The sequence below is a fragment of the aff. Roholtiella sp. LEGE 12411 genome (assembly GCF_015206995.1).
Taxonomy (GTDB): Bacteria; Cyanobacteriota; Cyanobacteriia; order Cyanobacteriales; family Nostocaceae; genus Komarekiella.
In genome coordinates, this window is the sequence record NZ_JADEXR010000096.1 from 1 (window position 1) to 22,753 (window position 22,753).

Genomic DNA, 22,753 nt, shown 5'->3' on the forward strand with positions numbered 1-22,753 from the left:
GGGGAGAGGGGGAGAGGCAAACAGGGGGAGGCTGTTGAGTGTTGATTTTTCAAAAGTGGCAGTTTGACTGTAAACGTCGCTCCTTGCTGCTCACCGGGACTATTTACGTGGACAGTACCGCCATGCAGTTCTACTAAGTGACGCACAATTGCTAATCCTAGTCCCAATCCACCATAGGATCTAGTACTAGAACTATCAGCTTGACGAAAGCGATCAAAGACATAAGGGAGAAAATTAGGGCTGATACCATTGCCTGTGTCAATCACCTGAATTTGGGCATATTTGTCAGTTGTCAATTGTTCTACGCTGTCGGTTAGCCCTGGACGCTCTCGGAGATGTTTTTCTTGATCACTAACCACTGACAATTCCACCTCAACGCGCCCTCCTGCGGATGTGAATTTAATGGCATTGGATAACAGATTCCAGATTATCTGTTGCAGGCGCTCGGCATCACCTGAAACTAATAATTGGGAACTAAGATCCTTAGACTCGCTCCGGGAAAAGTCTTCGGGGCGTTGAGGAATTTCCAATTCTGCTTCTAGATCTGCTATATGTTCGCTATTGAACTCTAAATCTGCATTTTGTGCTTCCCTTGGGGAAACGAGGGAAAATCTCAAATCGATTTCCTTAGATTGGGCGGCTAGGCTAACAGTCTCAATCGCTGACTTCACAATCGGAACTAGATCGCAAGTATAGACATTTAGGCGCAACTGACCTCTAATCATCCGTGAAATATCCAGCAGGTCTTCAACTAGTTGGGTTTGCGCCCTAGCATTGCGCTCAATTGTCTCTACAGCTCTATCCTTCTGGATGTCGTTAAGCTTGCGGGAATGCAGCAGTTGTGCCCAGCCGAGGATAGCATTGAGGGGCGATCGCAACTCATGAGACAATATCGCCAGGAACTCGTCCTTCATCCGGTTTGCTTCTCGCAACTGTTCAGCTTGCTGCTGCAAAGAAGCAATTAAGCTAGCACGTTCCATTGCGATCGCTATTTGGTCGCATACTGCTTGCATCATCCCTTTTTGATTCTCGGTGAAGCTAACACGAGTACGGCTACCAAAGCTAAGAGTTCCAAAAAGCCGCCCCTGTGCTATCAACGGGTAAGCATAATATGCCTTAATACCTAGAGAGCGAATTAACTCTGTTTTCGGGTCAGTTGATTGCTGGACATTATCTACAGCAATTGGATGACGCTCTTGAGCTACAGTACCGCAAATCGCTTGACCAAATGCTATCCACTCAATTTCTTTTGCCGTTTCTGAACAAATGCCACTGTAAGACTCTAGCCGCATTACCTGAGAACTTTCATCAACCAAATAGTTAAAGTAAACATCCAAACCAATTTGCTCTGAAAGTTTTCGGTAAACACTGTCAATCAGTGGTACTGGTTGCTGGCTCGATAGGAGATCGCTAGCTGTATCAAATAGTAACTGGAGTCTTTTATAGCCTAGGGAGAGAGCTTTTTCCACCCGCTTGAGGTTGCTAATATCTTGAAACACCATGATACAGGTGGCTGGATAACCATACATCGCTGGCAGGGTATCGGCAAAGATCAGTAGTGAGCGTACACCTCCACTTGTGTGCCAGTCCATCTCGAACCCATCCACACGTTCCCCACGGGCAACCCGCGCTCCTGGTGTTTCGTCATTGGGAATAGGATTGCCAGCTGCATCTGTGCAGTTGTAAACCGTGTGATACTCCTCGGCTGGAAATCCTTTGGGAAATTCGCCTCCAGCTAATATGTCAGCGGCTCGATTGGCAAAAGTCACCCGCGCTGTTCCTGGTTCAATAAACAGGAGTGGTCTGGGCATCAAATTGAGCACATTTTCTAACCATTTTTGCTGATTCCAGAGTACTTCCTCTGCCTGCTTGCGGACTGTAATATCCAAAAATGCACCGATGCATCCTCTGGTCTTACCTTCTTCGTCAAACAGTGGTGCAACATACACCAACAGCTTAACGATTTTGCCATTTTCCTGGATGACATCAACTTCACCATCCAAAACTTCGACACCTTGAGCAGCAGAGTACTGCATGGGGAGTTCTTCTATTGGCAGTTCTCTACCCTCGCGGTAAACTTTATAGCTTGTTTGTTTTTCATTAGTAGGAGCACTGAGGGAAACATTTATATCTGGTGATACCCCCAACTGCTTGGCAAAAGCTGGGTTTACCCTGATAGTTCGACATTCGGGGTCTTCGGCGATTCCAACTCCAATAGGGATTACATCTAGTAAAGTTTGTAACTCAATGACGCGACGTTGTAGATCCTTATTTAGTTGTAGTATTCGTTCCTCAGCCTGCTTTTGCTCAGTAATGTTGCGAGTCACCGTAGCCAAGGCTATTGGCTGACCTGTTTTGTGATCATTGACAGTGAAGATGTTGTAATCTACTGGTATTGGTTGACTAGTCTGGAGGTGCTGGAAGCGAAATTCTCCTTGCCAGCGACCTTGTTTGAGTACAGTCGGTAAAATGTGTTCTTGAAGATAGGCTTGATCTTCGGGCATTACGTAATCTAATATTGTCTTTTGCTTTACCTCTTTCAGGCTGGAAAGTCCTACCAGTTTTTGACCCGCATCATTTATATAAAGTAATTGACCTTCAAGGGTGGCAATACCAATAAAGTCAGAGCTATTTTCTACCACCGATACTAATTTTTGTTGCTCCGCTTCTGCTTGTTTGCGATCGCGTAGCGCGGCTTGCCGTTCGCTCAAGTCAAGGATAAATGCTACTAACTCGTCTCGTTTTTCTCCCAGCAGTACATAACCAACTAAAACTGGGATGCGGCTACCGTCCTGGCGAATATATTCTTTTTCGTAAGGCGTACAAGCACCGCTGGTATTTGCCTTTGCTTCTAGGATTCCTTGGTCATCTAAGTATAAATGCTCTGTAGGTGTAATATTCTTGCAACTAATCCTGCCTGCTAGTAAATCCTCCCGCGTGTAACCAATCATCCTGAGAAATTCGTCATTTGCCTGCTCTATACCACCATTCGCGTCGCCAAACATAATGCCGATGACGTTGGCATCTACCAAACTTCCCAGTTTATTTTCGTAAGCTCTCAATGCTTCTTGAGCGCTTAGGCGTAGCCCATCGGAGATATCCCGTTGTCTGCTTAAACGTTCAATAACTGCCGCACTTTGCCAAATTAACACGGCAAAAATCACAATCAGAACGATGGCAAACACCGATATTGCAAATGCCGGATCGTACTTTCCAGCTCGTTGACCTTCAACGATTAACCACCCCACTATAAAAGGTACTGCGATCGCCGCAACTAACAAACGACGTGCAAGTAAACCCCCGTAAGTATCACTGATCACTACTCTCATTAGCCCCTGTTCTGCCCGTACCCACAGAACGCCCATACCCAGCACTATAAATAATAGTGCTGTGTGTAACGCCATTGATGTTGTATGAGGGGCAATGCCGTAGAGAATTTTTACTTTATAGGTATAGCCCATGAGCACCTGAAAGGAAATCAAAATGGCTAACAAAGCCAGAGTTTGGGCATACCAATAGCTGCGCTGGTTTTTTTGAGCAGCTAGATGATTTAGAGCTATGCTGAGCAGCATAAAATTCAGTGCCGTGTTCAACCCCATTCGCCCTGGATGCGATGTCGCCACAGAGATTGGAGAGTCACGAAACAGCAATTCATCAATGCCGAGATTCAAGCTGAATAGATATTGACCGAGTGTGAGCGCAGCAATTAAGGTAACTATTATTGTACAAACTCTAGAAATTGTGAGATTGAGGGAGTGAAAAAGTAGGGAAGTGGAGGTCTCTTTGGGGTTGATAACTGTGGGAGAGTAATTTACAATTGTTCTTCCCCCTCTCCCCCTCTTCTTATTTTCTCCCCTCTCCCTTTGCTCCTCCTTTTTCTCTCCTCTTAAATACAACCACAACGACACGCCTGAGAGCACAAAGCACAGTGCTGTGTTCACTTTCATTGTGGCGGGACTACCAGGGAAGCCGCTCTTAAGAACTTCGATGTCAAGCCACCAGCCAATCAGTACCAAGCTGCCAATCAAAATGGCGATCGCACTTGCCATTTGTGCCACCAATGAATGTACAGGAATCTTAAGTAAATCTTGCAGCCGCAAGCGGTTGGCATTTAACATTGAGGATTTTGTCACCGCATCTATCTATAGCAGTAAAACTTAGTATTTTTGAGGGGTTAATGGTTCATACCCCCTGTATTTTATGCTACAGCTTTGTATAGTTTTCATCTATCTATATGCATATTTTCTTGTTGGAAGTCTAAATTTGAAACGCCAGTTCATTCAACGGGAGGAACCCCCTGTAAAGCCCTTTGGGCATGGCTTTGCTTACAGCGCAGCGTTAGGAGAAGTTCAGTTTGGCGTTGGCAACGCTATGGCCGAAAGCCGACGCTCCGACTCCTCTTTGCACATGACTGGCTCCTCTTGACTATGGACGACCCTAACAATCAGTGTGCAATTTTAATGAACTTTGGGGGTTTAAGTCCCCTGCCTCTATAGGCAGCGCGTTTTGTGTCGGGGTTTAAATCCCCATCACAAAACGTAATTGCGAATTGCGTTAGCGCAGCGGTAGCGAGTCTTCGAGCGTCATTGCGAATTGCGAATTGCTTTAATGGGTTATGGCTGATGTATTTCGTGAAATGGTATTTGGAATTGCAGAATATGCCGCTTACCATCGTCTTGGAAGCACTGCTCTCCAACACCTACAAGTTCTACAATTACCTCGCGTAGTGGAGGTGTCCACTTACCCTCTCTTGGTGCAATTTCCACTACTGTTTGGTTTTGAGCAGTAGATACACGGATATTTCTCAGAGAATAATTTTGCTCTGGATACTTAGTTGAATGCCCATCATCTTCAAAAAATTGATATTTATTATTACCACACCAGACTCGCAATCTGAGTTGGTCGAGTGGTGATTCATCAACATACTGCATGACAGGTTGCATAGGAATGATTGCACCACCACGTACATAAAGTGGCATTTTTTCCAATGGTGCATGAGCCAAAATGTGAATAGGGCCTTCGTAACGCTCACCACTCCACCAATCATACCAAGTGCCAACGGGTAAGTAGACAGATCGATGCTCAACTCCAGGGCGGTAAATCGGTGCAGCCATCAGCGATGCACCTAGCAATACCTGATCGTAGAGAGTGTAGGTTTTAGAATCATTAGGGAAATGGTAAAGTAACGGTCTTAAAATTGGTGCGCCTGTTGTTGCCGCTTCCCAGAAAAGAGTGTAAATGTATGGCAGTAGCTGGTAACGTAAATTAATATATTCTCGACAAATTTTTTCAGTGCGATCGCCAAATACCCAAGGTTCATGACGAGCGGTAGTCATGGCCGAGTGACCGCGCATCAATGGGTACAGCATTCCTACCTGCATCCAACGGGCAAATAATTCAGCCGTAGCGTTACCTGCAAACCCACCAATATCGCAACCCACAAACGCCACACCAGAAAGTCCCATATTGCAAAGCATCGGCAGAGACATTTCTAAATGTTCCCACAACGAGTGGTTATCACCCATCCATACAGAAGACCAGCGCTGCACACCAGCATAACCTGATCGCGTTAACACAAACGATCGCTCAGAGCCTCGATGCCGTTGCAATCCTTCCAAGCAAGCTTTAGCCATCATCAACCCATACAAGTTATGCACTTCTGTATGAGTAGAAGAAGACACGGGGAATTCTTTTTCCCCCTCTCCCCCTTGCGGTGCATCTAGAGGAAACCAAATTTTTTCCCCCTCATCGCCGAAAGGGCGATCATTTATAGCAGGTTCGTTCATATCATTCCAAATTCCTGCCACACCAATGTCAGTCAGGCTTTTGTGTAAATCACCCCACCATGTACGTACATCAGAACGCAAAAAGTCAGGAAAAACAGCTTTATCAGGCCAAACGTAGCCGTGAAACAATTCACCATCGGCTTTACGCACAAAGTAGTCGTTTTCTATGCCTTGGTCAAAAACGTGATAATCGGCCTCTGATTCATACTTCACACCTGGATCGATTATTGTTACTGTTTTGAAACCATCTTTTGCTAAATCACTGATGAGTTTTTCCGGGTTAGGAAAGCGCTGGGGACTCCAAGTAAATACCCGATAACCCCGCATATAGTCGATATCAAGATGGATGACATCGCAGGGAATGCGGCGTTGGCGAAATTCCCGCGCCAGTTCTCGCACCACAGTTTCCGATTCGTAACTCCAGCGACATTGATGATAGCCAAGCGCCCATTTCGGCGGTAACGGCATTCTCCCACTTAGCTGGGTGTAGGTACGCAAAATTTGGGCAGGTTCAGGGCCGTAAATAATGTAATAATCTAATTCACCACCACGAGTTTCCATCTTCCAGACACCTGGTTGTTCGACACCGATATCGAACTGACTCCAAAACGTAGTATTGAAAAAGATGCCATAGCTAACATCTGGACGCAAAGCCATAAAAAACGGGATGGCTTGGTACATCTCATCAGTAAGTGCATCGTAATCTAAGGCATCTGCTGTCCAATTAGTTTTTACTTCGCTGAGTTTATCCAGAAAGCCTGTGCGTTCACCAAAGCCATAGAAATGTTCATCAGTTGCAATTTCCTTCCATCCTGCAACTGCACCCATGCGCCAACCCATGCTCATTTCTGCATCTTGGGCAAACGGACGATTCGCTTTATCGAAACAGGCGATACGACACTTTTGCCGCTCCACACACACGCGAATCTGTTGTGTTTCAATTTCCACCGTTGTTTCAGTTTCATGTACTGTAAAAGGTGTTATTGCCCATTCTGCATCATCTAACGTCACCGCCCACGGACGACGAGGCATAAATTCCCCAGTTGGTGACAAACGCACGCGGATTAAATTGGCGGCAAGTACGCTGATGGTAAGGCGTGAATTGCCACAGTCGAAATTGACAGCTTTATCGTTCCAGTTTACATCTCGTACTTGATCAACAATTGTCCAAGGTTGACTGCTCGTGGGTAGTTTTCCGAAATATTGCGGCATATTAAGTAGTCATACAGGTTATAGCTTCTCCGCATTTATAATTACAGACTTATTCCGCCTCAGACTCCTTCTTTCGCTAGAAGTTGGCTAAAAACTTAGCAGATATTTTTTTAGCAATCAATATGTATGCAGTTCTCAGTTGCCTACAATAAGCTCACGCAAGATGAGTCAGGAAAATTATATATTCTGGCTTTTAACTCCTTCTTCATAAATTATTTCAGGAAAAAGCACATTGGTACGAGATTTAATTAAGCAAATAACACTTTTTTTAGCAGTGGGAATTGAAGCCAGCGCTGCTTTTGTAATTGGATTTGCTGCTGTAGAAGCGATGATTGCAGTTTTTAAGCTTTTCTTTTTTCGCCGCAATCTACCAGAAGAAGCAAAAGAAGAATTACGGTTGCGTCTTGGTAGATGGCTGGCGGTAGCACTAGAATTTGAATTGGCTGCGGATATTCTGCGTACAGCAGTTGCACCAACATGGGATGAAATTGGTAAGCCAGCAGCGATCGTAGTTTTACGAACTGTTTTAAACTTCTTTTTGCAAAGAGAAATCGAAAAATCTGCTACAAATAAGCTCCTAATTTAGTCTTTGAAATTGACTGTTGCTTCATGCAACTTTACAATTGGGCCTCGTTCTAGTGAGTCAGTTGGGTAAATACCAGCCTGTGATGTTGCTGACTCGTAGGCAAATAAGGACGATTTCGCACAAACAAATTGTCCTAGGGGCCTATTACATTGTTTAAAGTTATGTAGCCTTTTGATTACGGCCTATCAAGCACTGCGGTAAACTATGCCTTGATTATGATTCTTTCGCAGAGAAGAACACTCGGAAGGAGCGGTTTTTTCAATGTCTCATACCGTAAAAATCTACGATACCTGCATTGGTTGCACTCAATGCGTCCGCGCTTGTCCTACTGACGTGTTGGAGATGGTTCCTTGGGATGGCTGTAAAGCTGCTCAAATTGCCTCTTCACCCCGTACAGAAGACTGCGTGGGATGTAAGCGCTGTGAAACAGCTTGTCCTACTGACTTTTTGAGCATCCGGGTTTACCTGGGAGCCGAAACTACTCGCAGTATGGGTCTAGCTTACTAAAAAGCTAAGTCTTGAGTGCTGAGACAAGAAGTAAGATCAAATAATTTCTTGATTCATCACTCAGGACTATTGTACAGACGCGATTAATCGCGTTTGTACTCAGCACTCAAGACTTTTTTGAAGTATTTTAATAGCAAGCATTTTTAGCATTGTTAGAGTGACCACTGCCCGCCTTGCAAAATCTTACTTTTAGATTGGGAATGTATTCTCTGGATATCCAACTCCTAGAAATTGCTCTGATACCGTAGTCTTAAGAGCAGAAAATTAGCTGTAAAAGCTCAAAATCTAGAACAATACCTAATGTTAGAGGGAGCATACGGCTCCCTTTTTTATTTGTCAAAACGCTACGTTTATGCTAGGAACTATACTGGATTTAATGATCCTGAAAACAAATTGGTGTGAGCAATGTGCGGAATCGTTGGATATATAGGCACTCAAGCAGCGACAGAAATTTTACTAGGTGGTCTGGAAAAACTTGAGTATAGAGGTTACGATTCCGCTGGAATCGCGACTATTTGGGAAGGTGAAGTGAATTGTGTGCGGGCAAAGGGCAAACTGCATAACCTGCGTTCTAAACTGGAACAAATAGAAACACCCGCCCAAATTGGTATTGGTCATACACGCTGGGCAACTCATGGTAAACCAGAAGAGTACAATGCCCATCCTCATTTGGACACAGCAAAGCGAATAGCGGTGATCCAAAATGGTATTATTGAAAATTACCGCGACTTACGCGAAGAACTTAAACAAAAAGGTCACGAGTTTCTTTCTGAAACTGATACTGAGGTAATTCCTCATCTAATAGCCGAATATTTAAAGAATCTTCCTTATTCTCCACTCCCCTACTCCCCTTCTCCCTTTCTAGAAGTAGTTCGCCAAGCTGTTAACCGTTTGAAAGGGGCATTTGCACTGGCAATTATTTCTGCTGACTATCCAGATGAACTAATTGCTGTGCGCCAAAATGCACCCCTAGTAATTGGTTTTGGTCAAGGCGAGTTCTTTTGTGCTTCTGACACACCGGCGATCGTTTCCCATACCAGTGCAGTGCTACCGCTGGAAAATGGCGAAATTGCCCGCTTAACACCATTGGGCGTTGAAATTTACAACTTTGCTGGCGACAGGTTGAAAAAACAACCCCGAATGCTTAACTTGAATCCCACAATGGTAGAAAAGCAGGGATTTAAGCACTTCATGCTCAAGGAAATCCACGAGCAACCAGGGGTAGTAAGAGCTAGTCTAGAAGCTTACTTTAATCCTGATGTGAATCCAGTCGGCGAATCTGCTCAATCGCCAATCAATCTTGGTTTACCTGGAGAATTTTACACTGATTTAGAACAAATTCAGATTGTCGCTTGCGGTACAAGTTGGCACGCAGCATTGGTAGGAAAATATCTAATCGAACAACTAGCAGGAATTTCAACTCAGGTGCATTATGCTTCTGAGTATCGCTATGCACCATCACCGCTAACGCCCAACACATTGATCATTGGTGTTACTCAATCCGGTGAAACTGCTGATACTTTAGCAGCTTTGGCAATGGAAAAAGAACGCCGCCAAGGGAAAGAACCCAAATATCAAGCCCGAATGCTGGGAATTACCAATCGCCCAGAAAGCAGCCTCGGTAACATGGTATCGCACATCATTAATACCTTGGCGGGAATTGAAATTGGGGTGGCGGCGACAAAAACTTTTACCGCTCAACTGATGGCGTTTTATGCTTTGGCATTAGATTTAGCTTATCGCCGCCAGACGGTTTCTCCAGATGCTTTAGAGCGGATTATCAACGGATTACGGCAAATTCCCAAAGATATTGAAGCAACTTTGGAAACTCAAGAAAGTTTAACCGAACATTTAGCCCACGAATTTGCTGAAACTACCGATTTTATTTTTGTGGGAAGGGGGATTAACTTTCCCATAGCTTTGGAAGGAGCATTGAAATTAAAAGAAATTAGCTACATTCACGCCGAAGGGTATCCCGCTGGAGAAATGAAGCACGGCCCCATTGCCTTATTAGATGCGAAAGTACCAGTAGTTGCGATCGCAATTCCTGGTAGTGTTTATGAAAAAGTTATTTCTAATGCCCAGGAAGCAAAAGCTAGAGACTCGCGTTTAATTGGCGTCACTCCTGTTAATGATGGCGAAGCGGCGGAAATATTTAACGACTTGCTTCCCGTCTGCGATGTAGATGAGTTACTTTCTCCTATCCTTACAGTGGTTCCCTTACAATTATTGGCTTATCATATTGCGGCTCGTCGCGGTTTAGATGTCGATCAGCCAAGGAATTTAGCCAAGTCTGTAACGGTAGAATAGTCTATTGATAAGACTTCAACTCAACAGCAGGAAACTTTTTCCCACAGGTTTGGCAAGTGTATGACTCAAGTATTGGGTCTATCTTTATAGTATGTAAAGCACACTTTTGACCTGAGACTATGCCCTACTTTAAAAAACGTCTAACCTACCCATCCAGCCACAAGAGTAACCAAGCTGATAACTACCACGGTACTTTAGTTGCAGATCCTTACCGCTGGTTAGAAGATCCTGACTCTGAAGAAACAAAGACTTGGATTGAGGCAGAAAATAAAGTTACTTTTGCTTACCTCAGTGAAATTCCTGCGAGGGAAAAAATTAAACAGCGCCTCACCAAACTTTGGGATTATGAAAAATATGGCATCCCATTCAAAGAAGGCGAATCTCTGCAAGACGGTTCCACCGAACGATACTTCTATTTCAAAAACGATGGACTACAAAACCAAAGCGTCCTCTACACTTTAAAAACCCTCGACGCCCAACCCAGAGTTTTACTCGACCCCAACAAACTCTCAGAAGATGGCACTGTTGCCCTTGCAGGATTGTCTATTAGCGAAGACGGTAAACTTTTAGCATACGGTCTATCTGCGTCTGGTTCTGATTGGCAAGAGTGGAAAGTGCGCGATGTTGAAACTGGTGAAGACCTACAAGACCAATTGAACTGGATTAAATTCTCCGGCGCATCGTGGACACATGATCACAAAGGCTTTTTCTATAGTCGCTACGATGAGCCTAACAAAAAAACCAAACTAGAAGATGTTAATTATTATCAAAAGCTTTATTATCACCGATTAGGTACAGATCAATCAGAAGACTTATTAATTTACCATCGTCCTGACCAGAAAGAATGGGGTTTTAGTGGAGATGTTACTGAAGATGGACGTTATCTAATCATTTCAGTTTGGCTGGGAACTGACCCCAAAAATTTATTTTTCTACAAAGATTTGACTAATCCTAATGCTGAAGTAATAGAACTAGTTAATCAGTTTGAAGCAAATTATAGCTTTATCGATAATGATGATAGTGTCTTCTATTTCCGCACAGATTTAGATGCGCCACGTGGACGAGTTATTGCTATTGATCCCAAAAATCCAGCGTCAGAAAATTGGCGAGAAATTATTCCTCAATCAGCAGAAACTTTGGAAAGCGTTGGCATACTTAATAACCAATTTGTTGCTGATTATCTTCAAGATGCTTATACCCAAATCAAAATTTTTGACCTCAAGGGTGCATTTATCCGCGAGGTCGAATTACCCGGAATTGGCTCTGCGGGTGGTTTTGGTGGTAAGCGTAATGATACTGAGACTTTTTATAGTTTCACCAGCTTTACTAGACCAGGAACTATCTATCGCTACAACATGGTGACAGGAAAAAGTGAGGTTTTCCGTCAGCCAAAGGTGGATTTTAATCCTGATAACTACGAAACAAAACAAATTTTTTACCATAGCAAAGATGGCACTCCAGTGCCAATGTTTATCACCCATAAAAAGGGCATTCAATTGAATGAGAATAACCCCACATATCTTTATGCTTATGGTGGTTTTAATGCTTCAATGACACCTAGCTTTTCTGTGAGTCTCTTGGTATGGCTGGAGATGGGTGGTGTCTATGCTATGCCCAATATCCGGGGTGGTGGCGAGTACGGCGAGGAATGGCATCAAGCAGGAATGAAAGAGAAAAAGCAGAATGTTTTTGATGACTTTATTGCCGCAGCTGAGTGGCTGATTGCCAATAAGTATACAAAACCAGCAAAACTAGCGATCGCGGGTGGTAGTAATGGCGGCTTACTAGTAGGTGCTTGTATGACGCAGCGTCCCGATTTATTTGGTGCAGCTTTGCCAGCAGTAGGCGTGATGGATATGTTGCGGTTCCATAAATTTACCATCGGCTGGGCTTGGACTTCCGAATATGGTTCGCCGGATAATCCAGAAGAGTTCAAAGCACTTTATGCCTATTCGCCACTGCACAATCTCAAACCAGATACAGCTTACCCAGCAACCTTGATTACCACAGCCGATCATGACGATCGCGTTGTCCCTGCTCATAGTTTCAAATTTGCCGCAGCTTTGCAAGCCGCTCAAGCAGGTGATGCACCAACACTAATTAGAATTGAGACGAAGGCGGGACATGGTGCAGGTAAACCCACAGCTAAAATTATCGAGGAAGCATCAGACAAGTGGGCTTTTGTGATGCGTACTTTGGATGTAGAAGTTTAAAGATTGATTTCTTTAATAGACTTCCAAAAACAAATTTTCTTAGACTGCTATATTTCCCCTAATTCTCGGAGGTAAGCCGGTCGGGGTATAAGTTGCTTCACAAGTGCGGCGTCAGCCGTCCAAAATTCCGCAGATGCACTCTCCGCGCAAGCGAGAAATGCTGCATCATAAAGAGTGGCTAATCCGTATTGTTCAGCAATTTCCCAGCTTCTTGTCCGAATTGCTTCTTCTTCAATGTAATTGATAGGAAGTTCGCAGAAGTCCTCAAAAAACCCCAGTGCTTCCTCTGTTGTGATTACTCCCATCCGGGTTTTCTTCCGTAGCACAGACCCTACTTCTGTCCAAGCAAAAGCTGGAACGACTAAGGATATACTTAGGCTCAATGCTTCTGCTACTAAATTTCTGGCTTGGGGTTGATAAACTTCTGGTACAAGGTAGGGAATCCAAACGCTGGTATCTAGGCACAAAACTCTAGTCATATCATGTCCGCCTAATTAGTTATAATTCCCGCATCTGTGCAAAAAGCGCAAAAGCCCCCTGCCCCCTGCGGTCTAAATGATAAGTCTTTAACCGGACACGATATCACGTCGCTCTTTACCTTCTCTGAGACTGCGAATCAGTTCTGTAGAAGCTGGTTGGATACCAGTTTTGGCTTTGATGGTTTCGCTGCGAGCAATAATCCTTTGATGAGCAGCCCATCCCCGCCGGCGTCGCACTTCCCGTTCCACAGCCTCAATGATTAAATCATTAAAAGATTCGCTGCCTTCCTTGAGTTTCCTAGCTTTGGCAAGCAGGTCAGATGGAAACCGGATTGTTAGAGCTTCGCGTTCCATATCAATGGTTATAACCAAATAATGATACCATTTATTGTAACTGCTCTTTGACTGTGAAGCGATAAGAAACGAACGCTGCTATGTCGCTAAAGTGAAATGTACGCAGCACCAATCGTGGTGTTTCCAACCGGATTGGAACTTGAGACATGACTTAGCATTGAATAATTACCAGTTGATAAAGGCGATCGCTCGTTAAACTATAGGTGAAAATACTTGCCTTGTGATGCGATCGCATCATGTTGCTGATTCAGTTTCCAGCTTTTGAACAACAGTCAAGATGGTTGATTATGAAGCAAATTCAAAAATAAGAATTATTTCAGACTTTTTTCCGTTTGAAACTTAAATTTTGAATCCCCATTTGGGACTGTGTTTTATAATTTTGAGTTTTGAATCGCTTATGAAGCTACGCTCATATATGCTTATTGGGTTTTTACTCAGCCTTCTCCTAAGTATTGTGCCGTTTTCGGGCACTTTAACCACTGCTGCAACACCAACAGTTGCACCCGTGTCTGCTCCCTCGTTCACCAAAGGGGTGCAAAAAACAGTGTTGGATAACGGCTTGACGGTGCTAACTAAGGAAGTCCATACCGCTCCCGTGGTGAGTGTGCAAGTCTGGTATAAAGTAGGCTCACGTAATGAAGGAGCCGGGATGAATGGCATCTCTCACCAGTTAGAGCATTTAATGTTCAAGGGTACTACTGACCGTCCAGTGCAGTTTGGACGGCTATTTAGTGCGTTGGGTAGTCAGTTCAATGCTTTTACCAGTTACGACGAAACAGCCTACTTTGGCACAGTGCAGCGAGACAAACTCGAAGCACTGCTAACTTTGGAAGCTGATCGTATGGAAAACGCCTTGATTGGCCCTGATCAGCTAACAAGTGAGAAGCGAGTAGTAATCTCCGAGTTACAAGGGTATCAAAATTTTCCCAATATCCGTCTGAGTGAAGCAGTGATGCGAAGTGCTTTCCCCAATAGAGCTTATGGTTTACCTGTAGGGGGCACAAAAGCTGATGTAGAGAAATTCACTCTGGAGCAGGTACAGAATTATTACCAAACCTACTACAGTCCAGATAATGCCACTTTGGTGATTACAGGGGATTTTGCCACAGCACCCGTCCTCAAAGTTGTCAAAGAAACTTATGGGAAGTTACCACAAAGAGGACAAAAGGACACGGGGACAAGAAGACAAGGGAACACAGTTTCATTCTCTGCTCCTACTACTACCCCTGCTGCTCAGAAAGCGCCAATTGTCTTAAAGCAACCCGGAAGTGCAGCACTGTTGCAAACTGTTTATCCGCTACCAGATATAAAGCACCCCGATGTCCCTGCGATCGATGTGATGGATGCCATCCTTACAGGCGGACGTAGTTCTAGGCTTTACCAGGCTTTGGTGGAATCTGGACTCGCCAGTTCAGTGAGTGGCAGCGCTGCTGAACTCATTGAACCAGGTTGGTATGAAATTAATGCTACGGCGGCTCCGGGTCAAAAGTTAGCAAAAATTGCTCAAGTACTCCAGCAATCCTTGTCAAAATTCCAACAACAGCCAGTCACCCTAGAAGAATTAAATCGGGCGAAGACGCAACTACAAGCCTCATTTGTACTGGGCAATCAAGACATTACCAGTCAGGCAAGCCAACTTGGGTATAATCAAACCATCACTGGGGATTATCGTTTTATTGAACAGTATTTAGCTGCGATCGCTAAAGTCACCCCTGTACAGGTACAACGAGCCGCTAAAACTTACCTGAATCCAGCTAAACAAACCATCGGTTTTTTTGAGCCAACCCAACCAGATGGTAAACCAGGGGCTTCTAATGTTGCTTCTAGTCGCACTGTGGAAAACTTCAGCCCCGGTAAACCTGTAGACCCAGCAGAACTGGCGAAATACCTGCCAATCGAGACATCAGCGACAGATTCCAATAAACAATCGCTACCAGAACAGTTGACTCTGACAAATGGCTTGCGAGTTCTGCTGTTACCGGATAAAAGCGTTCCCACAATTAACCTCAGCGGACAAATTGACGCCGGAAGTGAATTTGACGGTAATCAAAAAGCTGGATTAGCAAATCTGACTGCTAACAACTTAATGAATGGGACGCAGACTAAAAATGCTCTGACTCTAGCGAAAACCTTAGAAGACCGAGGAGCTGGTCTAGATTTCAGCGCTAGCCGCGAGGGAGTGAGCATTAGCGGTCAGGGACTTTCAACAAACCTGCCAATATTGATTCAAACTCTGGGTGATGTAGTCAAAAATGCCACTTTCCCAGCCGACCAGTTAGAACTGAGTCGTCAGCGAGCATTAACCAGTCTCAAAGTCCAGCTAGATGACCCTCGTGGAGTGGGACGAAGGGTGTTTCAGCAGGCTATTTACCCGAAAAGTCATCCGTTCTACAGCTTTCCGACAGCCGAGAGTTTAAAGAGTATTACTCGCGATGATTTGCTCCGCTTTTACCAGGAACACTACCGACCCGATACCACAACGATCGCCTTAGTGGGAGACTTTGATCTAGTGAAGGTAAAAGCGTTGCTGAATCAGGAGTTCGGCAAATGGCAAGCCACAGGAAAGCCGCCTGTAATTAGCGTACCCACAGTACCATTACCGCAAACTTTGACACGTTTAAACAAAGTGATTCCCGGTAAGACAGAGGCTGTTACTTACATTGGCTATAACGGCATTTCTCGCAAAGACCCGCGTTTCTATGCTGCACTGGTGCTGAACCATATTTTGGGCGGCGATACCTTATCTAGCCGCCTGGGTACGGAGGTACGCGATCGCCAGGGTTTGACCTATGGTATCTACAGTGGGTTTGCTGCGGGAATCAATCCCGGCCCCTTCTTGATCCAAATGCAAACTGCTCCAGGGGATGCTCAAAAAGCGATCGCCAGCACCCTTGCTTTACTCAAACAGTTGCGCGAGCAAGGAGTAACTGAGGCTGAATTAAATACAGCGAAACGCTCAATTACCAACAGCTACCCTGTGGATTTAGCTAACCCTAGTAATGTGTCTAGCATCATTTTGGATAATGCTGTCTTGGGACTGTCTCCAGCAGAGATCCAAGAGTTTCCCAAGCGTATTCAGGCGGTGACTATGACTCAGATGCAGCAGACAATTCAAGATTTAATTAGACCGGAGAATCTGGTGATTGTCACTGCTGGGCCTGGAGACACTGTACCCAAAGGTAGCTAATTACCTCACACAACCGAAATATAATTTTGGGGCTACACATCACAAGTAGAGACGTTGCAATGCAACGTCTCTACTTCAAATTTCCACCAACAATCCTTAACCCAAACCTATTGGGCGATACACGGTAATTAATCAGAACTGTGAATTATTTTTCTAAGAAAACCAAATTTTCCGGCTGAGTTGTTAGCTTGATATTCTGATCCTCAACTTTAACCACGAAGTCGAATCCAGTAATATGACCTTCCGGGAGAATTATTAGGCGATCGTTGAGAGACTCAAGATAGTTTGAAAAGCCGTCTAGAGCCACACTGCCATCATTGATTGCAAGATAGCCGAGGAGTCTACGAAATAGTTTTGGTAGAATGACAACACTCTCAGTAATAGTTTCTAATTCTTCTAAAACAAAACCTTTTTTAGTTTTGTCTACTGGCCATAAACCTTTATTTTCCTTGCGAACTTTCTCAGTGACAGCAGTCAATTCCTGACGAATGTCAGGATATAACTTGGAATAAAAGGTAGGGTAAGCGAATCCTTTAGCCAAAAGATGATGGTTAACGCTTTTTTTGAGTAACGATTTATCTAAGTAGACGTTGCTACCATCCTCTTCATTTAAATTGCCTTTGAAAGCAAAAGCTATAGCCCTGCCATAGATGTCTGCAAATCGGGTAAGTATAAAACCGGGTACTTCTTCTGGTTCTGCCGATGTGACTACTTCATTATCGTTACGGGTAATCTTTTTAAAACCCAAGAATTTTAGTAACTCGCTGGCTGCACCATGAGCAAATTCCAGTGGTTGGTGTTGCATACCTATACCACCCTTGGCTTGGAAGTGTGTTTCCAAAGTATCGATGCTATCCAAGCGTAGCTGTACACCCCCGGCGTGGTTAGGTCTGACTCGTGTTGGCAATTTCTCCCACAGCTTGGGGTTAATGGGATAGAAGCGAATAGAATCGCCATCAGGTGAGGCTTTGATGACTCTAAAGTTACCTTGAATTAGAGTTAGTGCCATGTACTCAAAAAAATATCGCTAAATTTTTTGTAATTTTTGACTGTTAGATGCTCAAACTACCCTCACCCCTTTGTATTCGACTATCCCAAATTTGGGAGAAAGGGTTGGGGCTGATTTTTTGACTTCTCAAACGAACTCTAACTTCTCCTCACTTTAGCAATCCCTAAAAGACTAATGCCTAGAGGTATTACTCTGCATCCAGGATGAGAGTAATTCAATTATTACATTTTTTATAAGTCAAAAGACTTCAGTGGCATTTTAGTTTAAAATTTTCTTATTGAGTACTTAACCTTGAATTAACCTTAATACCCATCTAGGTTAGGCACTTTGGCAAAGTAGATACATATTTAATCTGCCATAGCACTTGTATCTGTGATGTCGGAGTTCATTAAAGGTGAAAAATCATAAATTTATATGCTCTGTTTTTTTCAGAACATAAATTTTTATTTAAGGAGTGGCTCTAAGATGGACATGCAATCAGATTCGTTAAATACAAAATTATTTAAAAATTTACCTTCAATCATTGTCAAAGTTGTTTTACCAACAATAATATTTCTCATAGTGACACAAATTATAGTTAAGATTCAGGGCATTCCGTTTTATCAATTAGTTGTAGATCCTAATGAAATTGCGAAATTACCTCCTTATACAGGCATGATTTCTATGCTTGGTATATTGTTTTGGTGTGCATCAGCAGCAACTTCTATATTTAGTTCTTTCCTTATACAAAAAAAAGGTGGATTAAAATCCAAAAAGTGGTCAAGATTTTTACTATTTTCTGGTTGCATTACACTAGTTATTCTTTTTGATGACTTATTTCAAATTCATGAATATTATTTCCGCCCTTTTGTCGATTTGAGCACTTTTCAAAATCCTAGTCCTATTAAAAATTTGTTTGAGGCAATTTTTTTTGCAATGTATGCTATTGCAATTTTTATTTATTTATTTAAATTTAAGTCGTTATTTAAAAAAACTAATTATAATATCTTAATTCTATCGCTCTTATTCTTTGTTGTCTCAACTATTGTTGATATAGCTACCCCAGAAAAAATGTTCCTACATTCCACATTAGAAGAAGGCTTTAAGTTTTTAGGAATAGTTACTTGGTTTAGCTATTTTATTGACTGCTGTTACGAGCAAATCCTGTTTTTTGTTATTAATAATAAAAATTTAGATTTTACTTAAGTTAATTTAGTGATTGTAGACATTTATTCAAGCAAGCGATCGCATGATGTTCATATAATTGTTATAAGCCTGTCACATTCACCTGTTAGGTTATAAATGAAAGCAAACACTCAGTTTGCTCCTCACACCATAGCTATATTGCTGCTCTCTTGCTAGCCAACCTCAAGAGAGCTTTTTTATTACTTTCATCAGGGGTAAAAGATAATTGGGTGTTAGCCTACTCGCTTTTGCAAATTACAGCTATTTATTTTATAGCGATCGCAATTAAAAACTCTAAGAATTTATTCAAAATATTGCCTGATAATTGGAAGGATTCACACATGATAATTACGTATTTAATCAAGTAGTAAAATTAGGTTTTCTGATTTTAATAAATATTTGCTTTATGTACTATAGTATACATGCTATATTATTTTAATTATATATTTATCTATCTAATAGGGGAATAAACATAAACACTATAAATAATAAATAAATATATATTCCGATCACCTGAAGAACTTTAACTCTATCTTCCCCTTTTGCCTTCTAGCAACAGGGGATTTTTTTAAAGATACCAACAGATGATTTAAACGAAATTTTTATCTGTCTTCAGGAGGAATAAATAAAGATGGCATCAATATTAAATACTTAGATAGCCCGATTACCCTACCGGACTTTAACTCTATATCCCCCCATGTTTTTACCTAACAAGGGGGGGTTTTATCTAAATCCTAGCGATCATTTTTAAGCCTAGGGATTACAGTAGGTACATTGGGAAGGATCAGCAAAGTCTTTACCATCAAGAAATAATTTTTCTTGACTAAAACTACATTTTTTACATTGATAAATTACTGCACGAGTTAAGGGAGTAGGTAAATAACAAATCGCACAAGGTAATCCTTTAATGATTTTAGTTATTGTAAAACCAGGTGCAGAACAATTTGGGCAATGGCTGTTAACCTTTTTTACCAAGTCTTGGGTGGCTTTCTCTATATTTTTCATCCGCGTAGGATTATATAATGCCCGCATATCTGTTTCTATATGCACTTTGCCATGTCGGGAATTATTCAAAGCAACATTCACAGTTTCTAAAAGTTTTTCTTCTGTAGTAATACCTTTGATAATCTTAATATCATTTTTGGCTGCTAGCTCAAACTTGATGACTATTCCATGTTCGGGAAAACCAACGTTTCTAGCAAAATCAATTGCTTCCTCAAAGTTGTTCACCACCTGATAATTGAAATTAGTTTCTAAAGAAAATTCTTCACCAATAATTACTAAATCATTTTTTTTATCTAACAAAATGACAACTTCTCTGTTAGAGTAAATAAAAGGTAAGCTTGGATGAGGTACAAAACTTCCTTCGCTAGCGATCGCTAGAGTTTCTCCAGTAATCTCCAATGCTTTTTCGGCTTTTAATCTTGCTGCCGTAATTTGAGTACCTGAACGTTTCACATCTCTGGTGAATGTTCCAAAAACGTCAGTATTAAAATCTTGTGGTACTATAACTTTAATTCCTAATTCCTGTTCCAAGAGTGGGGCAATTACTCTCTCTTTTTGGTGCATTGTAGCCAGTATGCCCACTCGATTACTAAACAACAATTGACTTTTCAACGTGGATTTACCTCCTTCGCTATTGTAAGCAAACAAAGGTGTGTTCTATAGCAGAATTCAGAAGCCAGGAGCTAGGAGTAAAACAGTCTTTATATCTGGCTTTGAAATCTAGATTCTGTACCTAACTTACTTAAAAGCTGCTGTAGCTGAAATATCTACGCCTGAGATACCAAACTGATTTTTTAACATTTCTTAATTTAAAGTAAGCTGATGCGCGTCTAGATCAAATATTATCGCGCTTAGGCTGTCCCAGGTCAAGAGTCAAAAGTCCAAGCTAGCCTTTGACTGTGGACTTTTGACTCTTGTCTAACTTTGTTCTTGAGGAACTTGTGCTATCTGTGTCATTAGCTTCTCCTGATCTCGCTTGCGTTTTTTGGCGTAAAGTTGAATAGTAACCGCCATAAAAATAATTAAGCCAAAAATGCCCCAGGCGGTGATATCTGTAGGTAGATTATTTTTGAATACAGCCAGCAATACAATCACCACTAACATGACTGTAGGTGCTTCATTTAAAGCACGTAACTGTTGACCACTCCAGCGACACTCATCTGATGCTAACTGCTTCATGAGACGAGCGCAGTAATAATGATAGCCGATTAAAATGGCAACAAACAGTAGTTTGATATGCAACCAACCTTCTTTTAAAACATCCGGTTCAGTGCTTAATAAACCGATTGCCATTGCTACCGTCAAAAACATTCCTGGAGTGGTGATGATACTGTAGAGGCGTTTTTCCATAATTTGATACTGATTCTTCAGTATCGTGCGTGCTGGTTCAGATTCTTGGTTAGCTTCAACGTGATAGATAAAAAGACGTACCAGGTAGAACAAACCGGCGAACCAAACTACAAATCCGACAATATGAAATGCTTTATACCAGGAATAAGCCATTACTAGCAAAACCTCTAACTTAATTTTTTTTAACCACAGATGTAGACACGAAGTGGCTTCCCGCAGGGTACACCAATAAACACAGCGAAAAGTTCTGTAGGCGGGTTTCCCAACCTAGGAAACTTTTCAAGACAGCGAAAAAATTGCGCGTCCAGGTAACAGGAGCGCAAAACTTTTCAAGACAGATAAATCATAGATGTTTATCTGTGTTTATCAGTGAAAAGTCTGAGTGTCAGTTTTCAATGCTCAGAATATTCCAAGACAGTGGTTTCATTTTTATAATATCGATTTTTGCCAGATTTCTATTCTCATTAGGAATCTTTACGACGCACAAAGGGTAAAAGGTCTTGCAAAATCACCTCATGGTAGTGTTCTTGAGGATAATGCCCGACGTTATTAAGTTTGATTAATTCGGTATTTGATACAGAATTGACAAAATTTTGTGCTATGTCTACAGGCAACCAAGGGTCAATCATACCCCATTGAATAAGAATTGGTTGCTGCCATTCTTTAAAACCAGATTCGATTTCTGTCATTGCTGGTTCAAGTTGCAAATTGCGAATAGTTCCTAATAGACTTCGCCCAGAAGCAGAAGTCTTCAAAAATGGTTTGCGATAAACATCTAAATCCCGATCTTCTATTCGGTAACGGCTACCACCTTCTAGCGTCCGGTCAACTAATAGAGGGTCTTGGGTCATTACTTCACCAGCTAAAGGTAAACCCATTTGTTTGATTTTCCAGGGTAATTTAGCAGCAGTGGAAATGGGTGTATTTAAAATAGCTAAGTTGGCAATTTGTTCAGGGTGACGCAAGGCATATTGTAGTCCTACAGAACCTAAAAATCCTTGCACAACTAAAGAAAAACGTTCAATTTCTAACGCTTTAATAAATCCTTCTAAAGCTGTAATAAAAGCATCGGGAGTGTAAGCAAAATCTCGTTTTTCTGGTTTTGCAGAAAAGCCATAACCAATCCAATCTGGAGCGATCGCTCTTGTACCCTGATTCGCTAAAGCAGGTATAATATGACGCCAACTGTAACTTTGTGATACTATGCCATGCAGCAACAACACAGGTAGTAAGTCAGTTCTACCAATTGGTGAAGATTCCCGATAAAACCATTCTAGTGAATCTACATTGATTTTATGTTCTGTTATTGACACGCTATTTTCCTATGAATTTGGAATGCAAAAGCTTAGCGCCTTAGATATGTAAAAGGGATTGGGGCATGGGGCATAGGGGATTGGGCATTGGGCATGGGGGATTGGGCATAGGGGATTGGGGATTGGGAAGAACTATCGCCCTTGCTCTTGAAATTTTTTCTCTCCCCATGCCTCATGCCCCATGTCCCATGCCTCATGCCCCATGCCTCATGCCCCATGCCTCATGTCCCATACCCCATGTCTCATGTCCCATACCCCATGTCTCATGCCCCATGCCC

The 22,753-nt window shown here is 42.4% G+C and carries 16 protein-coding genes; 8 read left to right on the top strand and 8 right to left on the bottom strand.

Annotation, left to right across the window (positions count from 1 at the left end; translation table 11 throughout):
- The coding region (locus tag IQ246_RS19480; RefSeq protein WP_194005000.1) for a PAS domain S-box protein at window positions 1-4,118 on the bottom strand (4,118 nt) is incomplete at its 3' end.
- Window positions 4,119-4,263: 145 nt separating this feature from the next.
- On the opposite strand from IQ246_RS19480, the gene IQ246_RS19485 reads away from it, so the two are divergent.
- Complete coding sequence (locus tag IQ246_RS19485; protein WP_194004989.1) at window positions 4,264-4,425, top strand: hypothetical protein; 162 nt, start codon at window positions 4,264-4,266, stop codon at window positions 4,423-4,425.
- Window positions 4,426-4,613: 188 nt separating this feature from the next.
- Here the strand turns inward: IQ246_RS19485 and IQ246_RS19490 are convergent, their stop codons facing one another.
- Window positions 4,614-6,998 (bottom strand): glycoside hydrolase family 31 protein, encoded by a 2,385-nt coding sequence (locus tag IQ246_RS19490; RefSeq protein ID WP_194004990.1) that lies wholly within the window; start codon window positions 6,996-6,998, stop codon window positions 4,614-4,616.
- A 232-nt stretch (window positions 6,999-7,230) separates the two neighbouring features.
- On the opposite strand from IQ246_RS19490, the gene IQ246_RS19495 reads away from it, so the two are divergent.
- From IQ246_RS19495 to IQ246_RS19510, 4 genes are all read left to right on the top strand, one after another.
- Entirely contained in the window at window positions 7,231-7,584 is a 354-nt protein-coding gene (locus IQ246_RS19495; RefSeq protein ID WP_244142090.1) for a DUF1622 domain-containing protein, read from the top strand.
- A gap of 261 nt (window positions 7,585-7,845) precedes the next feature.
- Window positions 7,846-8,091, top strand: a complete 246-nt coding sequence (gene psaC, locus IQ246_RS19500; RefSeq protein ID WP_012411495.1) for a photosystem I iron-sulfur center protein PsaC — start codon at window positions 7,846-7,848, stop codon at window positions 8,089-8,091.
- 405 nt (window positions 8,092-8,496) lie between these two features.
- Complete coding sequence (glmS, locus tag IQ246_RS19505; RefSeq protein ID WP_194004991.1) at window positions 8,497-10,401, top strand: glutamine--fructose-6-phosphate transaminase (isomerizing); 1,905 nt, start codon at window positions 8,497-8,499, stop codon at window positions 10,399-10,401.
- 119 nt (window positions 10,402-10,520) lie between these two features.
- Window positions 10,521-12,614: a prolyl oligopeptidase family protein gene (locus IQ246_RS19510; protein ID WP_194004992.1), complete on the top strand. Its 2,094-nt coding sequence runs from the start codon at window positions 10,521-10,523 to the stop codon at window positions 12,612-12,614.
- A gap of 47 nt (window positions 12,615-12,661) precedes the next feature.
- Here IQ246_RS19510 and IQ246_RS19515 read toward each other — a convergent pair whose 3' ends face one another.
- Together IQ246_RS19515 and IQ246_RS19520 are read right to left on the bottom strand one after the other, a co-directional pair.
- Window positions 12,662-13,093: a type II toxin-antitoxin system VapC family toxin gene (locus tag IQ246_RS19515; protein WP_194004993.1), complete on the bottom strand. Its 432-nt coding sequence runs from the start codon at window positions 13,091-13,093 to the stop codon at window positions 12,662-12,664.
- Between the two features lie 87 nt (window positions 13,094-13,180).
- Entirely contained in the window at window positions 13,181-13,465 is a 285-nt protein-coding gene (locus IQ246_RS19520) for a YlcI/YnfO family protein (protein WP_304952583.1), read from the bottom strand.
- Window positions 13,466-13,862: 397 nt separating this feature from the next.
- Between IQ246_RS19520 and IQ246_RS19525 the strand changes: the two genes are divergently transcribed.
- Entirely contained in the window at window positions 13,863-16,634 is a 2,772-nt protein-coding gene (locus IQ246_RS19525; protein ID WP_244142091.1) for a pitrilysin family protein, read from the top strand.
- Between the two features lie 145 nt (window positions 16,635-16,779).
- Here the strand turns inward: IQ246_RS19525 and IQ246_RS19530 are convergent, their stop codons facing one another.
- Window positions 16,780-17,643: a thermonuclease family protein gene (locus IQ246_RS19530; RefSeq protein WP_194004995.1), complete on the bottom strand. Its 864-nt coding sequence runs from the start codon at window positions 17,641-17,643 to the stop codon at window positions 16,780-16,782.
- A 471-nt stretch (window positions 17,644-18,114) separates the two neighbouring features.
- Between IQ246_RS19530 and IQ246_RS19535 the strand changes: the two genes are divergently transcribed.
- Entirely contained in the window at window positions 18,115-18,828 is a 714-nt protein-coding gene (locus IQ246_RS19535) for a hypothetical protein (RefSeq protein WP_194004996.1), read from the top strand.
- A 732-nt stretch (window positions 18,829-19,560) separates the two neighbouring features.
- Here the strand turns inward: IQ246_RS19535 and IQ246_RS19540 are convergent.
- From IQ246_RS19540 to IQ246_RS19550, 3 genes are all read right to left on the bottom strand, one after another.
- Window positions 19,561-20,424: a DUF6671 family protein gene (locus tag IQ246_RS19540; protein ID WP_194004997.1), complete on the bottom strand. Its 864-nt coding sequence runs from the start codon at window positions 20,422-20,424 to the stop codon at window positions 19,561-19,563.
- Window positions 20,425-20,730: 306 nt separating this feature from the next.
- A complete protein-coding gene (gene hemJ, locus IQ246_RS19545; RefSeq protein WP_194004998.1) occupies window positions 20,731-21,315 on the bottom strand; it encodes a protoporphyrinogen oxidase HemJ in 585 nt (194 codons plus the stop codon).
- A 311-nt stretch (window positions 21,316-21,626) separates the two neighbouring features.
- Window positions 21,627-22,475, bottom strand: coding sequence for an alpha/beta fold hydrolase (locus tag IQ246_RS19550; RefSeq protein WP_194004999.1), 849 nt, complete (start codon window positions 22,473-22,475; stop codon window positions 21,627-21,629).
- A gap of 65 nt (window positions 22,476-22,540) precedes the next feature.
- On the opposite strand from IQ246_RS19550, the gene IQ246_RS19555 reads away from it, so the two are divergent.
- Window positions 22,541-22,753: hypothetical protein (locus IQ246_RS19555; RefSeq protein ID WP_208492219.1), on the top strand; the 213-nt coding region annotated here is incomplete at its 3' end.